At 42.6% G+C, this 17,504-nt stretch carries 7 protein-coding genes; 4 read left to right on the top strand and 3 right to left on the bottom strand.

Going from position 1 to position 17,504, the window contains the following annotated elements; genetic code table 11:
- Positions 1-457: 457 nt before the first annotated feature.
- From ACEQ81_RS08170 to ACEQ81_RS08160, 3 genes are all read left to right on the top strand, one after another.
- Positions 458-5,599: an FG-GAP-like repeat-containing protein gene (locus tag ACEQ81_RS08170; protein WP_411030392.1), complete on the top strand. Its 5,142-nt coding sequence runs from the start codon at positions 458-460 to the stop codon at positions 5,597-5,599.
- Positions 5,600-5,606: 7 nt separating this feature from the next.
- Positions 5,607-6,302 carry a hypothetical protein gene (locus tag ACEQ81_RS08165; RefSeq protein WP_411030391.1) on the top strand — a complete coding sequence of 232 codons (696 nt, stop codon included), beginning with the start codon at positions 5,607-5,609 and terminating at the stop codon, positions 6,300-6,302.
- A 549-nt stretch (positions 6,303-6,851) separates the two neighbouring features.
- Positions 6,852-9,848, top strand: coding sequence for a T9SS type B sorting domain-containing protein (locus tag ACEQ81_RS08160; protein WP_411030390.1), 2,997 nt, complete (start codon positions 6,852-6,854; stop codon positions 9,846-9,848).
- 52 nt (positions 9,849-9,900) lie between these two features.
- Here ACEQ81_RS08160 and ACEQ81_RS08155 read toward each other — a convergent pair whose 3' ends face one another.
- Together ACEQ81_RS08155 and ACEQ81_RS08150 are read right to left on the bottom strand one after the other, a co-directional pair.
- Positions 9,901-10,554 (bottom strand): OmpW/AlkL family protein, encoded by a 654-nt coding sequence (locus tag ACEQ81_RS08155; RefSeq protein WP_411030389.1) that lies wholly within the window; start codon positions 10,552-10,554, stop codon positions 9,901-9,903.
- 295 nt (positions 10,555-10,849) lie between these two features.
- The gene (locus ACEQ81_RS08150; RefSeq protein ID WP_411030388.1) at positions 10,850-12,040 is read right to left on the bottom strand and encodes a hypothetical protein; all 1,191 of its coding nucleotides are present in this window, start codon (positions 12,038-12,040) and stop codon (positions 10,850-10,852) included.
- Positions 12,041-12,398: 358 nt separating this feature from the next.
- On the opposite strand from ACEQ81_RS08150, the gene ACEQ81_RS08145 reads away from it, so the two are divergent.
- Positions 12,399-13,139, top strand: coding sequence for a tyrosine-protein phosphatase (locus tag ACEQ81_RS08145; RefSeq protein WP_411030387.1), 741 nt, complete (start codon positions 12,399-12,401; stop codon positions 13,137-13,139).
- A 61-nt stretch (positions 13,140-13,200) separates the two neighbouring features.
- Here the strand turns inward: ACEQ81_RS08145 and ACEQ81_RS08140 are convergent.
- A partial coding sequence (locus ACEQ81_RS08140) for a LamG-like jellyroll fold domain-containing protein (protein WP_411030386.1) occupies positions 13,201-17,504 on the bottom strand: 4,304 nt, incomplete at its 5' end.

The following is a 17,504-nucleotide window of genomic DNA, read 5'->3' as shown; positions in this document are numbered from 1 at the left end:
CACCTCGAACGCTCCTACCCCAATGTTTACGGGGATAAAAAGATACTGTATAGGAAAGTAATTACTGCAAAACAAACTATTGGAAAAACTCACGAAACAACCAATAAACCTTCTATTTAAAAGAATTTTAAACTTTTCTCTTAGTATTTATTCTGTGTTACTATATCTTTATTAGGTACAAATTTGTACCCCACAATATTTAAGCCATAATTTGTACCCGAAAGTCGTAATATATTGATTTTCAATTAAAGTTAATTTCTACATCGAAGCAAATATTTGATTTCGATTGTTTGACAACTAAAAATCATACATTTATCTAATGCTATTCTAACCGTTATTGAGAACATCGCATCATGCTATTACCTGATTAAAGTCGTTTATAATCAACGCTTCATCGAAAAAAATAAATAAAATTTTAGCATTTTCGTTAGCTAGATGACCCAAACAAACCTAACCTATGAAAAGATTAATACTCCTTTCACTTAACCTAACATTTACCATAGCACTATCTGCCCAAATTGGTTTTGATGAAAATGTAATCATTAAAAATAACAAATTTTCACTTTATCAGCCAACTGGTATTGAGTCTGTAGACATTGATGGAGATGGCGATTTGGATGTATTGTTTTCAACTTCCTCGGTAGGGTGGTTTGAGAATATTGGTGGTGAGCTTCAATTTAGTAGCAAGTATGAGATTTCTGATGATTCAATAAACCCAGAAAACGTTCATGCTTCCGATATTGATGGCGATGGTGACCAAGATGTCATCGTAGTTACCGAAGGAAGATATGGTGATATTCTTTGGTTCGAAAATCTTGATGGACAAGGGAATTTTGGAACTCTTAAAAAAATCGCAGGTGTAAGTCGTGCAAAAGAAATTTATACAGCAGACCTGGATGGCGATGGAGATTTAGATGTTTTATGCGCTTCTTGGAGCGGTGACTATCTAAATTGGTATGAAAACCTTGATGGTAATGGCAATTTTGGTTTTCCCATTAATATTGATAATACTGGAGGGTCCATTAATTCTGTTCGTGCCGCTGACATTGATGGTGATGGCGATATGGATGTTCTTTCTGCATCAGAAAGTGCTGATTATATAGCTTGGCATGAAAATATCGACGGCAATGCTCAGTTTGCTGCACCTCAAATTATTTCAAGTGATGTTGATCGACCTCTACAAGTAAGGTTTGCTGATTTAGATGGAGACATGGACATGGATGTTATTTCTACCTCCCGTAGTGATAGTAAAGTAGCATGGTATGAAAATACTGATGGAAATGGGTTGTTTGGCCCTCAAGAAATCTTAAAAGTTGACCCAGGAAACGGAGCATATGCTGTAATGCCAGTAGATTTGGATGATGATGGAGATTTAGATATAATTTCAAGCTCAATTGCAGAGATAGTATGGCAGGAAAACCTTGATGGCAATGGCACTTTCTCAACCCAGAAATTAATCTCTTCAAACTCATGGTCATCAAAATTTCTTCATGCTGCAGACTTTGACCAGGATGGAGATATTGACATTCTATCTGCTTCGACACATGACATGCGAATTGCATGGCAGCAAAACATAGATGGTTTAGGCACATTTGGAAGTCCCCGCACTCTGGCTATTGAGGAATTTAAAGCATTTGATGTGCAAGCGGTTGACGTAGATGGGGATGGTTTAAAGGACATTGTTGCAGCTACTGATAAAAGTAGTATTTGGGATGGTACAATATATTGGCAAAAACAATTGAGCAACCAAAAAGGCTTTTCTCCTCCAATTGTGGTCAGTCAAGGGTTGGTAAGATTAAAGACCGTTTCTGTAGCTGATATTGACGGCGATGGTGATATGGACATAGTTACTTCATCAAAAGACCAAAGACATATCGCTTGGTATGAAAATATAGATGGCTTGGGCAATTATGGAAATGAGATAGTTAGCCAAGGGTATGCAGATGAAATTTCTTCAGTACATCCAGTAGATATTGATGGGGATGGAGATATAGATATTGCCTATAGCTCGGAGGTCCGGGACGAAATCGCCTGGTTTGAAAACACAGATGGAAATGGAACATTTGGTCAAACCAATGATATAGACTCTTCTTCAGCTGCAGATGGGGCTAAAAATGTGTATTCAGCTGACTTTGATGGTGACGGAGATATGGACTTAGTATGTGCAATGAGCCAACGGGATTATATTAATTGGTATAATAACACGGATGGCCTTGGAACTTTTTCAAGGGAACTTTTAGTGAATTCTTCAGCAGCAAGAATTGACGGTGTTAGTTCGGCACAGGCCGCAGACATAGATGGTGATGGTGATATGGACATTATTGGTGCAGGAGGTAAAATTGTTTGGTCAGAAAATACAGATGGTGCAGGAAATTTTACCCTTCCCATTACCATTACTGAAAATTTTAATGGTGGAGCAACTATGGTATATCCTTTTGATGCTGATAATGATGGTGATATTGATATTGTAGGTGCCTCAAAATTTGGGAATGAAATTGCATGGCTTGAAAATACTGATGGTCAAGGAAGCTTCAGTGAACCACAAACAATAGCAACAAGCTCTAATTCACAATTTTACATTTGGGCAATAGATGTTGCGGATATGGATAATGATGGAAATACGGATATTTTGTCCGCATCACACGTAGTTCTTTCATCATTTGAGACCAAAATATCGTGGTACCGAAATTTAGGAAAGTTAGGGAATTCCATTACGGGTTCGGTTCGTTTGGATTTAGATGCCAATGGTTGTACTACAACAGATTTGGCCTTCCCAGGGATAATGGTTGTCGCCAACAATGGAATATCTGATTTCGCAACCTTTACCAAAGAAGATGGCAGTTATTCCTTACCTACTAACCAAGGAGACTTTGAAATAAAACTCTCCGGGGATTTACCTTCCTATTATGGAACTTCCCCAACTACTCATTCAACTAATTTTGTAAGCGACAATAACAGTTTTACTGCAGATTTTTGTTTATCTGAAAATAATACGGTGAACGATGTAAATATTACACTTCTACCAAAAAGCGAAGCTAGACCCGGTTTTGATGCAAGCTATCAAATTGTATATACCAATGTTGGTTCAACCAGGCTCAACGGTACAGTGGTTTTAAATTACGATGACAGCAAGTTAAACTTTTTAAGCTCTAGTCAAACCACATCCAATCAATCAGGCAACACCTTGACTTTCGATTATGCAGGTTTAAATCCTATGGAAACCAGAACCATTGACCTGGTATTCAATGTTTATGCCCCACCCATAGTAAATATTAATGAAATTTCCCATTTTGAAGCGACCATCAACCCAGTGAACGGAGATAACACATCTGATGATAATTCATTTACATTGAACCAAATTATTATAGGATCTTACGATCCAAATGATATTTCTGTATTGGAAGGAAGTATAGTTGAGATAGATGACGCCAAGAATTATCTGCATTATTTAATACGATTTCAAAATACAGGAACAGCAGATGCGATAAATGTAAAAGTGAATACTGTGCTAAATGAAAATTTGGATTGGTCCACTCTAAAAATAGTTGAAACCAGCCATGATAATGAAGTGCAATTAATTAACGGAAACGAATTACGTTTCACTTTTGAAAACATACACCTCCCTAGCGAAGGTCAAGATGAACCCAATTCACATGGTTACATATCGTATAAGATAAAGCCTAAAAATGATATTTCCATTGGGGATCAAATTAAAGCAAAAGCTGCTATTTATTTCGATTTCAATTTACCAATAATAACCAATGAAGTGGTTACTGAAATTGTAGAGGAGACCGTTCTTACATTAACTACAGACACCACTGATATCACCTGTTCAGGCACAAACGATGGAACTATCCAAATTACGGTAGAAGGAGGGATAGCGCCATTTAGCTATGCTATTTATGATGGTTCTAACAACGTTTTAATTTCAAATGGAACAGATAATGTTTTTGAAAACCTTCCTGCGGGAAGTTACTATGTCAACGCTACCGATGCAAATTCTAATCAGGTACAAAGTGCCCTAATTGATATTTTGGAACCTATAGGACTTGTTTTGCAGGCTAATATAACTGCTATCGGTTGTAAGGATGGGGCCATTGAAGTACTGGTAACGGGCGGCACGCCACCATATCAATATCAGATAAATGGAAATGGATATGGAGATTCAAATCTTTTCGAAAATCTACCTCCTGCCAACTACACTGTTGATGTAAGAGATGCCAATGGTTGTAGTTCATTGTTGGCTGTAGACATTATAGAACCAGCTATTGAGTTCGAAATTTTAAGTATCAATTTAAACGAAGCAACATGTTACGGTATCCAGGATGGTTCTATCGAAGTCAATGCTACAGGAGGGGTACCTCCTTATCAATATCAAATCAATGATGGGGCTCTGGTCAGTACCAACCTATTTGAAAACTTGACCTCCGGACAACATACCGTAAAAGCATATGATGCGGTGGGCTGTGAAATTTCATCCCTGGTAACTCTTAATGGTTTGATCCAAGTATCCATTTCATCCATTACCGTAGAGTCAGCTTCTTGTCCTAATGCCAACGACGCAAGTATGCATATAAATGTTTTGGGAGGTACTTTACCCTATGAATATAGTTTAGACGATGTAAACTATTTTTCTAGTAATGTGTTTAATAATTTAGGAATTGGAATTTATGATGTTTTTGTTAGGGATAACAATGGATGTCTACAAATAGAACAAGTTTTGATTGAATCGGCAATAGGACCCGATTTTGACAATGATGGAATTATTGATACTTGTGATGAAGATATAGATGGTGATGATGTTTTAAATACCGATGATCCGTGCCCTGAAACACCTTTAAGAAGTACTGTAGATAGTACCGGTTGTGAGATATTCACTCTACCAGTCACCAACTTTTCTGTTCAAACCGTTGGAGAATCTTGCGCCGAAAGCAACAATGGAAGTATTTTTATCACTGCTGTTGAAAACTTAAATTACACGGCAACACTATCATCCAATGGCAATATAATTGACAATCAATCCTTTCAGGAAAGTTTAACATTCCCACATTTGGAAGCTGCTGATTATATGCTCTGTATCACAGTTGCCAACGAACCCGATTTTGAGAAGTGTTTCTCATTACAAATTACTGAACCCGAACCATTGTTTGTTGATTCCAATGTTGACCCTTCAGGTAAAGCTGTGACACTAAAATTAAAAGGAGGGAACAGCTATGTCATTGCACTCAATGGTGAAGTACAAAATACTTCACAAAGTGAAATCACTTTGCCGCTCAACAGCAAGTCTAATGTATTATCGGTTAAAACAGATAAAGACTGTCAAGGTGCTTATGAAGAGAGTATTTTGTTAGGCAACAACGTATCCGTCTATCCAAACCCGTTATCTAATGGAGAATTTACAATTTCATTGACAGAATCGACAATGGAAAATACCATACTTACTCTTTACTCATCAGATGGAAGGCAACTGTTGCAAAAAAGCTATGATAGCAGACAACTCCATTTGAAATTGGATGTGAGCAATATTCCTTCGGGAGTTTATATTCTGAAAATAAGAAAGGGTACAACCATCAATAGTCAAAAGGTAATTATAAAATAAACAGGGCATGCAAATTAAGCAAAACATTATATTGTATTTTACTTTCTTAACCATATTGGCTTGTTCCAATTCTATTGAACCCATCGACGAGCCTTTAGGTCCTACGGCCACTACGCTTCTATTTCCTGAAAACGATAAGGAATGTAATACCGGTATTGCGGTGGACAACGAAAGAAGTACTGTAAACTTTCAATGGAATACCTCTGAAAATACAGACAGCTACGAAGTCATCTTGAAAGAATTGGATTCTGAAGCAGAAATCAAGGTTGAATCAAACATTAATGAAGCAGATATTACCATTAAAAAAGCTACTGCCTACCGATGGAAAGTAATTTCTAAATCCACTACAAGCGATAAAATAGCAGAAAGTGAAGTTTGGAGGTTTTACAATTCGGGAGATGGAGTGATCAATTATGCTCCCTTTCCCGCTGACGTTGTTCAACCGACAATAGGAAACAATTTGGATGCCAATACAACAAGTGTTTCCCTTGAATGGTCCGGTAGTGATGTGGATAATGACATAATAGGTTACGAAGTATATTTTGGAACTGATAACCCCCCAATGAATAGTTTAGATCAAATCACCAATTCTAGCACTGACGTTGCGGTGGTAACCGGAAATACATACTATTGGATGATTAAAACCACTGATGAAGCCAACAATACTTCCGAATCTGAAGTATTTTGGTTCAAGGTTGATTAATAACAATCCTACTTTTTTAATAAAAAGGTTTAGGTACTTTCTGCACCCTATTTGTATTCTAGAGTCATAACTTATTGAATTAACCTAAGTTATATTTGTATCGGAAAATAAATCTAAAGCAGAAAAACTAAAAACCGGAAAATCCACTTTATTTTTTAATCCTACAATGATTAAGGTATAGATAAAAATGGGTTAAAAAACATCTGCGAAAATTCGATACCCTATACAACCCTGAAATTCTATGGTGTGCATGAAAGCTGAAATTAACAAGCATATAACTTTTCATAATATAACATACCAATGCGGCTCTCTTAATTGTAAAACGGAGCAGATATATACCCAGTTCCAAAACGCTTTGGTCATTAAGAAATTCGTACCAAGGAAATCTATACCGATAAACAAATGAAACCATCCGATTATGTAATGGAATAAACTTCCGACGGCATTATACAATAGTTTTATTCCTTATTTAAGCAGTCTTCATAAGATGTACTTCTGAAAGATACCAGATCCGGATAGAACGCTTTGTCCTTTAAAACTATGTTGGCCATGCCCCAAAAAAAACTTAACCTACTATTCTCCCTTCTCTTTTTAGCCTTAGGCCAAATACTTACTGCACAGGTAACTTTGACCCATAACGTGGGTGATATAGTGCCTAGTGAACTTTTTTCGTGTAGTCCGTCATATATGGGGCGGATCTTTACACTTCAGGATTTTGGGATTGCCGAGGATGAGGAGTTTGTTATCAATTCTGCTGAAATAGCCTATCAAATCAGGGTAGAAATGGAGCTTGGTGCTTGGGTAGCTTTTTATGTATACGCCATAGATGATAACTTCCCTACCTCCTTCTACCAAGCTACGCTGCTTGGAAACAGCCAACTGGTTCAATTGGAGACATCACCAACCAATAACGGACTAACTCCTTTAAAGATGTTGACCGTCAATTTTAATAATCCAGTAACGGTACCACCGAATACCACAAGAATTCTGGTAGAAGTTGAGGAAAGATTAACACCAAACAGCTTTTATTTGGCATCTACCGAGGATGAAACCGATTCTTCCTGGTTCAGAGGAGGCTGCCCTCCTTACACTCATAATACCACGGACAATTATGGGTATCCAGATACGCACTTTTATCTAAAGGTATTCGGAAATAACCGTATACCCTCGGGCTGCTCGGACTACCCTTTGAGCTACGACCAAAACACCTGTGATATCGATGGTGACGGTATTGGTCAGTTCGACTCTACGTATTGGGGAAATGCTCTGAGGTGGGCGGGTGAAATATCTTATTTTGATGCCCAGGGATCTCCACTTCCCTCTCCACTTCCCAATCCGTATACGAACACAACACCTTTTAGAGAGGTAATTTCGGTACGAGCAACGGACCCCCTAACTGGAAACTGCCTTGAGATGAAAAGGGTATTGACCACCTATGACCCTCCTATCGACATAGAACAACCACCCAACCTCTATGCATGTGACGAAGGCAACGGTTATGCCCATTTTGATGTTTCCTCCATCGAGACACAAATAATTGGTTCACAGACAGGTATAAACACCTCCTACTTAAATATCTCCTATATGGATGCCGATGGCCAGGAACTGATCGGTTTCCCCTCTACGTCCTATAGGAACCAGAATCCCTATTCCCAAACCGTTTATGTAAGAGTGACGTTTGATGAGCCGTTTAGACCTTTATGTCCTCAAGAAACTACTTTTGATCTTGTTGTAAGGCCCGGGCCACAAGCCAGACCCTTGAACGATTTGGTAATCCGGGATGACGATGGCGATGGATTTGCCGAATTTGATACTTCTGGTGTAGAAAGTGCCGTGGTGGGGAGCCAGACCGGTATGCAGGTGTCTTATTTTGATGCCCAAGAATCTCCACTTCCCTACCCCTTACCCAATCCATATACCAACATGGTTCCCCATCTAGAGATAATCACAGTACGGGTGACCGATCCCATTACCGATTGTTTTACCGAGACCCCGCTGACCTTAAGGGTCTCCAACACGCCCGTAGTGACCAGACCGCCCAATCTGTACACCTGCGACGAGGGGAACGGATATGCCCATTTTGACGTCTCTTCGATTGAGGCGCAAATTATTGGTTCACAGACAGGACTAAACGTATCCTATCTGGATGCCAACGGGCAAGAACTGACCAATTTCCCCTCCGCTTCCTATAGGAACCAGAATCCCTATTCCCAGACCGTTACCGCAAGGGTAACGGATGAGAACAACCCCATATTCCAGACCGAGGTCACCTTCACCCTTAATGTAAACCTACCGCCCGTGGTACATGCCCTCCCAGATCTTATCGTCTGCGGCGATGACGGGTTTGCCGAATTCGATACTTCCGGTATTGAAGGTACCGTGGTCGGGAACCGGACCGGATTGGAGGTTTCCTACTTCAATGCCCAAGAAGCCCCACTTCCCTACCCCTTGCCAAATCCATATACCAATACGGTTCGCCATCTAGAGATAATCACGGTACGGGTGACAGATCCGCTTACCGATTGTTATGCCGAGACCCCATTGACCCTACAGGTCTCTGGTACGCCCCACGCGGGAAGGCTTCCCGATCTTTATGCATGTGACGAAGGGAACGGATATGCCCATTTTGACGTCTCTTCGATAGAGGCACAAATTATTGGTTCACAGACAGGTTTAAATGTATCTTATCTGGATGCCGATGGCCAGGAACTGACCGGTTTCCCCGCTGCGTCCTACAAGAACCAGAATCCCCATTCCCAGACCATTACCATACGGGTGGCGGATAGCAATAACCCCAATTGTTACTCGGAGACTTCCTTTGACCTGGTCGTAATCCGACCTCCCACCACAGACCTACAACAAACCTATTATCTCTGCGAACTGCAACCATCCATGACCGTTTCCGCAAGCCCGGGTGCAGACTTCTGGACATGGATCACCGATTACGGAACCGTACTATCTGAATCCTCTGAAGTGGTCCTTACGGAAGAGGGTTACTATACCCTTGTTATGGGCAGCACCCAATATGGGGTTAGTTGCGAAAGCTCAACATCCTTTCGATTGGTCCATACCCCATCGCCCACTATTCAGCAGGTGAATACCGGCGAGGATTTCTCAGATGATAACTATATAGAAATCCTTGCTTCTGGGAGCGAAGAACTGGAATATTCCATCGATGGCGAGCGCTATCAAGACCACAACGTATTCCGCGACCTTCCCGGAGGGATATACACGGTGCACATCAGGGACCGCCAGGGCTGCGGGGAAAATTCCAAGGAAGTGGTATTGTTGGATTACCCCAAGTTTTTCACCCCCAACAACGACGGAGTAAACGACCATTGGCAAATAAAGGCCATAAAGGACTTTCCCGACGCTGTAATCCACATCTTCGATCGCTATGGAAAGCAGTTAGGGCAAATCCGCTCTAACGATACTGGTTGGGACGGAACCTTCGGGGGAAGTCCTATGCCCTCCTCCGACTACTGGTTCCAATTAAATCTGGGTAACGGAAGGGAATACAGAAACCATTTTACTCTGAAACGATAGACAGCCCCATAAACAATGTTTATGGAGCTGAACCTCTAAAAACTAATGAAACCTAAAACCTATAACCTACCCCAAAACCAAATAGCCAGGGGTTAATATCCACATCGGCGCCAACCGTAGCCCCTAATGCCGTTGTTGCATTTACGGTAACATCGGTTTGCAAAAACAATTTCTTCAAATCAACATTTAAGAACCAATTGTCGTCCAAATTAAAATCCAAACCTCCCTGTAGTGCAAAACCAACGCTATTATCATACTCAACGTCGTCTGCAGCCGGCCCTTCATCCACACCATAAAAAATGGTATAATTGATACCTGCACCAAGGTAGGGCTTTAGCTTACCCCCTGTAAAATGATACTGAACGGTTAATGTGGGAGGAAGTAACCAAACATCGCCCAAATCAATATTACCGGCGCTTGTAGATACCGCCTCTACATCGTGATTTGTAGTGGCCAATATTAACTCGGCAGCCCAATTTTCAGTAAAGAAATAGGTGAAATCCAATTCGGGCACAAAGGCGGTAGATATGTCCACATCGCCACCTATAGTCTGTATTGTAGCACTCTCATCTGGGGAAACAGCTACCCCTCTAAGCCGAATTTGCCATCGGCTAAAATCATTTGAGTCATCAGAACCCGTGTTCTGGGAATGCATGGTAAATGGAACAACCAGAACGACCAATAAAATAACTAGAACTTTCTTCATGATATTATGTTTGTTATTGTTTTCAAGCAAAATTATTCCTGAAAACAATGATAAATCATGATAAAAATCATAGCCTGAAGTTAAACTGCCATGCTAATCTATAAAATGGTTTTAATCCTTTTTAATTGATTGATAATCAGTTATTTAAAATTTTAAAAATTATATTAGTTCTCACTTTTAATATACTATTTTTACCTGGGTAAGTCACCACAGAACGCGAAGTACTTCTATTTTCCCAATCCAAGTAATTGGTGGATAAGAACGTTGGCGGCAATCGTAAGCTTTTAAGGTTATTTTATTTGTTTAACCTATAAAAAAACAAGTTGGTTTCCTCAGCTTCATTCAGGGATTCAAAATCACCATCCCTTCCTGCGCTTCTGCCCAGAACATAGTAAAACTCATCAGATTCTACAAAATCAAAGAAAAATTCACCGTAGTCATAACTTCCCAAGTTTTTAGTGTAAAGTTTTTCTAAATCTGGACTTAGTATTGTTAACTGGGATAATTTTGGATTGGAGGTATTGGTTACCCGTTCCCGACCTCCTGCGAGACCTATTTTATCATCCTTTAAAATTACATGGGATAAGGTGTTGTTTATTGCTTCATAGGTCCATGAGTCTATAAATGCCGCCTCGGGGCTAAATAGTCTTAGTTCAATGTTTTTCACTTCGGGGTCGTACACGGACATCAAGACGTTTCCATTGGCTAGCACCAAGTTGGAATGCTTAGTTTTAGTTCCCAAAATCTCGGTATTGATGGTATCTATAAGATTACCATCCAAATCATAAATTTCACAAAAGGCATTTTCATAGAAATCAGGATCTGGCTGAAAGTCCGATTTTTCAAATACATAGATTTTGTCATTCTTAACAATAATGTCCTGAGGAAATATCATGTAATCCACATCAAATTTGAGTTCATCAACAAAATCGCCCTCAATGGTGTATTTCTTATACCATACTTGTCTGCGGTTATCAATATCCAAAGTGGGGGCATAAATAAAGTTGCCCATTTTAAAAATGCTATAATCAGTTTCATTGGAAACCAATTTTGAACTCATTAAATCGCCACTAAAATTAAATACATATTTATTAAGCCCGGAATTGCTGGAATAGAGATAAATTGAGTTGTTCAAAACAAATGTAAGACCGTAAGAGTAAGTACCAGTTATCGTATGTTCTTTAGTCCACTCTATTTCTCCTTCGTTATTTAACTGCGAAATAAAAACGGTATCCGTAATGTTGGTGTAAAGGATTAGCGATTTGCCATCATCTAGTTCGAAACTAGAAATTGGGTACCCGTTGGGGATTAGAACAACAAAGTCTTCGGAAACTAGTTCGGGTTCGTCATCAGGATTATCGGGCTCATCCTCAACATTTTCTTCCTGATTGGGGAGTCCTACTTCATTGTTCTCGGACGACGGGTCCGAAGAATCACATGCCAAAACAAAAACTAACAGTAATACTTGGAGTAAAGTTTTTTTCATTAGTGGTGCTTTGTTTTTTGTAAGGCAGTTCAATGATCATTTAAGGGTTATCAAATTATGCTTACTGTGTTTTCTTGTTATAAGATCAATAAATATAACTATTAATGTTTTCTAAGGTACCCCCTTTTAAAACTTAATCTTACGGCTAAAACAAGATGATTAGGTTTTGGTATGTAGGGGTAACTGTACACTAAAACGAGGGTTCTCCCTAAATTAGTATGTATAAAGAGTTATTGCCAATACTTTTTTGTTTTATATGGTCTGGGGTATCATTTATTGAGCTGGGTACCACCAAATTTGGAATTAAAAGCAAGGTTTAAGAGAGAAACACTATTTTTGACATTAAAAATTGCAGTAGATGTTCCATATTTTCAGTAAGAAAAGGTTCCTTGTAGATTATTTGGATAGCTTTGTGGATATCCATAATCATATTCTTCCGGGAATTGATGACGGCGCTAAAACTGTTGAAGATTCCATGGCCCTTATCCGAGGATTTTCGTCAATTGGTGTGCATAAATTTGTGGCCACTCCGCATATAATGCACAATTATTATGACAACAAACCGGAAAACATCCAAAAATCCCTTATTCTCCTGAAAAATGAATTATTAAAAAACGAATTGAAAAATGTTTCTGTAGAGGCCTCAGCGGAGCATATGATCGACGATAATTTTGAGGCTATTTTAGAAAAAGGAGAGGTTATGTCTTTAAGAAAAGACTATTTGCTTATAGAAATGTCTTATTTGCAGCCTTCCATAAACTTTGATGAAGCAATCCAAAAGATTGCTTCAAAACGTTATTTTCCAATTTTAGCGCATCCCGAACGCTACGTTTACCTTCATAACAACTTTGCCAAATATGAGCGTTACAAAAGGCAAGGGGTATTGTTCCAAATGAATTTGCTATCCCTTGGGGAATTCTATGGAAAGGATGTACAAAAAACAGCATTTCAGCTTCTTAATCATGGACTTATAGATTTTGTTGGCTCTGACGTGCATAATCTTAGACAGCTTAACCATTTAAAAGAGCTTACCGTTACCAATAAGATATTAAAGTCCCTGCTTCCAGTAATAGAAAGAACAATTTATAATTTCTATTGATCTGATTGGCTTATAATCTCTCTTCCTTCCAATATTACATTAAAACCCATTTCACGGACTGCTATCTTTTGATTATTAAGGGGCGACTAAATCTTGTTCCTTCACTATCTATTATTACAAAGTACATTCCATTGGAAAGGTCGTTAAGATCCAATTCTTCCAAACTTTCATGCTGTTTTTCTATTCTTTTGTTCCAAACTATTTCCGAAGAAGTATTGAACACAAAAACATTAACACGTTGTCCCATATAGTTCTCTAAAGAAACGTAAACTATGCCTTTGGATGGGTTTGGGAAAATGGCAGTTTGCTGCTTCGCTGATGTCAGTTCTAAAAACGATTGATCTAAATTTTCTTCCGGGGCGGTAATTTTCAAAGACAATGCACCACTTACCACATTCAGATTTATCGTAGTCTGGCAACCATCTTCGGAGGTCAACAGATAGGCACCACTGTCCGAGGGCGTAAGGTTGCCCAGGTTGAAGTCGTCACCTACAACGGTACCATTTGGCAAGGTAACCGTTACCCCAACACCATTGGGAAGCATGCTGAATATTACCTCCGTGCCCTCATCAACACTTAGGTCGTTGCTGCCGCTCAGCCATACCCCGTCCAATCGGTATTCCGGGATTATACTGCCAGGGGGGCAGTTCGATGGGCCGTTCACCTGTATCGTCAAAGTCGTCTGGCAACCATCTTCCGAGGTCAACAGATAGGTACCGCCATCCGAGGCATCCACATTGCCCAGGTCATGGTTGTCCCCTACCGTGGAACCGTCGGGAAGGGTGATCGTTAGGCCAATATTATCGGGCAGCATGCTCAGTACCACCTGCTGGCCCTCATCCACTGTGATGGAATTGCTACCGCTCTGGGTGGCCCCGTCTATGGTATATTCCGGGATGACACTGCCGGGGGGGCAACTGGGGTCGCCGACCGTAAGGTTTATCGTAGTCTGGCAACCATCTTCGGAGGTCAACAGATAGGCACCACTGTCCGAGGGCGTAAGGTTGCCCAGGTTGAAGTCGTCACCTACTACGGTACCATTTGGCAAGGTAACCGTTACCCCAACATCGTTGGGAAGCATGCTGAACATTACCTCCGTGCCCTCGTCAACACTTAGGTCGTTGCTGCCGCTCAGCCATACCCCGTCCAATCGGTATTCCGGGATTATACTGCCAGGGGGACAGTTCGATGGGCCGTTCACCTGTATCGTCAAAGTCGTCTGGCATCCGTCCGCGGAGGTCAAAAGATAGGTACCGCCATCCGAGGCATCCACATTGCCAAGGCTATGGTTGTCCCCTACCGTGGAACCATCGGGAAGGGTGATCGTTAGGCCAATATTATCGGGCAACATGCTCAGTACCACCTGCTGGCCCTCATCCACTGTGATGGAATTGCTACCGCTCTGGGTGGCCCCGTCTATGGTATATTCCGGGATGACACTGCCGGGGGGGCAACTGGGGTCGCCGACCGTAAGGTTTATCGTAGTCTGGCAACCATCTTCGGAGGTCAACAGATAGGCACCACTGTCCGAGGCCGTAAGGTTGCCCAGGTTGAAGTCGTCACCTACAACGGTACCATTTGGCAAGGTAACCGTTACCCCAACACCATTGGGAAGCATGCTGAATATTACCTCCGTGCCCTCATCAACACTTAGGTCGTTGCTGCCGCTCAGCCATACCCCGTCCAATCGGTATTCCGGGATTATACTGTCAGGGGGGCAGTTCGATGGGCCGTTCACCTGTATCGTCAAAGTCGTCTGGCAACCATCTTCCGAGGTCAATAGATAGGTACCGCCATCCGAGGCATCCACATTGCCCAGGTCATGGTTGTCCCCTACCGTGGAACCGTCGGGAAGGGTGATCGTTAGGCCAATATTATCGGGCAACATGCTCAGTACCACCTGCTGGCCCTCATCCACTGTAATGGAATTGCTACCGCTCTGGGTGGCCCCGTCTATGGTATATTCCGGAATGACACTGCCGGGGGGGCAACTGGGGTCGCCGACCGTAAGGTTTATCGTAGTCTGGCAACCATCTTCGGAGGTCAACAGATAGGCACCACTGTCCGAGGCCGTAAGGTTGCCCAGGTTGAAGTCGTCACCTACAACGGTACCATTTGGCAAGGTAACCGTTACCCCAACATCGTTGGGAAGCATGCTGAACATTACCTCCGTGCCCTCGTCAACACTTAGGTCGTTGCTGCCGCTCAGCCATACCCCGTCCAATCGGTATTCCGGGATTATACTGCCAGGGGGACAGTTCGATGGGCCGTTCACCTGTATCGTCAAAGTCGTCTGGCAACCATCTTCCGAGGTCAACAGATAGGCACCGCCATCCGAGGCATCCACATTGCCAAGGTCATGGTTGTCCCCTACCGTGGAACCATCGGGAAGGGTGATCGTTAGGCCAATATTATCGGGCAACATGCTCAGTACCACCTGCTGGCCCTCGTCTACCGTGATGGAATTGCTACCGCTCTGGGTGGCCCCGTCTATGGTATATTCCGGAATGACACTGCCGGGGGGGCAATTGGGGTCGCCGACCGTAAGGTTTATTACAGATTGACAACCCTCTACCGAAGTTATTAAATACGTACCGCTATCAGAAGGGTCTACGCTACCAAGATCGTAATCATCTTCAACAACTCTTCCGTCTGGTAGGGTAATCATTATTACAAATTGAGTTCCCCCCACCTCGTTCGGAAGCGCGCTTAACATTACTTCTGTACCCACGTCAACGTTTACATCGTTGTTTCCGCTTAGCCATACCCCGTCCAATCGGTATTCTGGAATAATCTGAGTATCCCCAGGATCACAACTTGCTACTACATTTAAGTTTATTACGGCCGCACAGCCCGTTGGTGTGGTAAGCACATATTGTCCTATATCGTCGGCATCTATTAATCCGTCCCCGGAAATTACCGAAGTATCCAATTGATATCCTGTGGCCTGGGTAAAATCGCTCGCGGAACTAAGGGTGGGCCCGTCCGATTGTGGTGTGGTGGCAAAATATTCGCCCACGTAGTCCTTGGCGCGGATAAATACCTCGTCGCCCTCGGAGGCGTTTATGTTGCTTCCTTCGGTCCAGGGGCCCGTACCCACCTTGAACTCTACCACTATGGTACCGGGAGGACAGTTCGGTACTGTGGGTAATCCTGCACCCAGATCGAAGAACGCCTTGATCTCCGCTGCCGTAAGTACTTTGTTATATACCTTTACCTCGTCGATGCGCCCATCCAACTCGTCCGTTACACCGCTGCCGTTGTATCCCGGATCCGGGTCCGTGCGGCGCTCATAAAAACCCGAAACACCGTAGTCCGAAAAATTGGGTTCCGATGGGTTCAGCACAAGTTCCCCGGTAACCGCCTTGCTGCAAATTTCCAGTCCGTTGGCATAGAGGCGGGCCGTGGCACCGTCATAGGTGGCCGCTATATGTACCCATTGGCCAGGGGGTGTATAACCGGCATAACAGCTTCCGGTTCTTCCATTGCTGGTGTCGAATTCAAATTTATAAAGGCTATTGTGGAACCCGAAGAATACCGCCGGGTAGTCATGGGCGAACACCGAGGCGTTCTTCTCTATATCGTCCCTGCTGACCCAGGCCATTACCGTTATGAAACGGTCTATCGAGGACATGGAGCTTGAGGTCGGGATCTCCAAAATGGTGTTGCTCTGAAATTCGATGCCATCGGTCTCCAGGGCACCACCGAAAAGTCCCGTGCCCCAATTGTCCGTACTGGCAACCTTGGTGGCGCCAGCATTGTCCACATCGTAGAACGTGCCGTCGTTGCCGTACTGGGAATCGTCAGTGGCAACGGAACCCGAGCCGTCGTCGAACTTGAGGTCAAGTACCAAACTGGGGTCCCCGCCCAAGGGAACGGCACTGCCGATCCGTATCGTCTCCGCAACAGAGGGGACACCGCTTCCGTCCAATGCAAAGAGCATATAGTAGCCCGGGGGCAATAAATTCCTCCCGGGGATATCCACCGTATAGGTGCCGTTGCCCGAAAAGGTCACCGGGATCCTCCGCTGTTCGTTGTTCGTACTATGGGTCGCCGCCGAAAAACGGATCAGGGAAAACTCCTGGATACCGCTATCACCGGTTACATTTATCGTTGTGTTATAATCCGCCGTGGATGGGGCGCTGATCGAAGGACGTGTCGCCAAACTGCCGTCGCCGTTGAAAAGATAGGGAGGACTGTATATCTCCGCATCGAAGTGGTTCACGCAGCCAGGGGTATTGTCGCAAAGACCGCCACCGCCTACGAAAACCTTGCCGTTGGTCATCAGTATCGCAACGCTATGGTAGGTACGGGGGGTAACCATACCGGCTACCGTGCGCCAAGAATTCGTCGAAGGGTTATAGA

The organism is Spongiimicrobium sp. 3-5 (genome assembly GCF_046557915.1).
GTDB lineage: Bacteria > Bacteroidota > Bacteroidia > Flavobacteriales > Flavobacteriaceae > JBHEBG01.
Note: the sequence above shows the minus strand (reverse complement) of the source record. Positions and strands in the feature narration are given on the sequence as shown.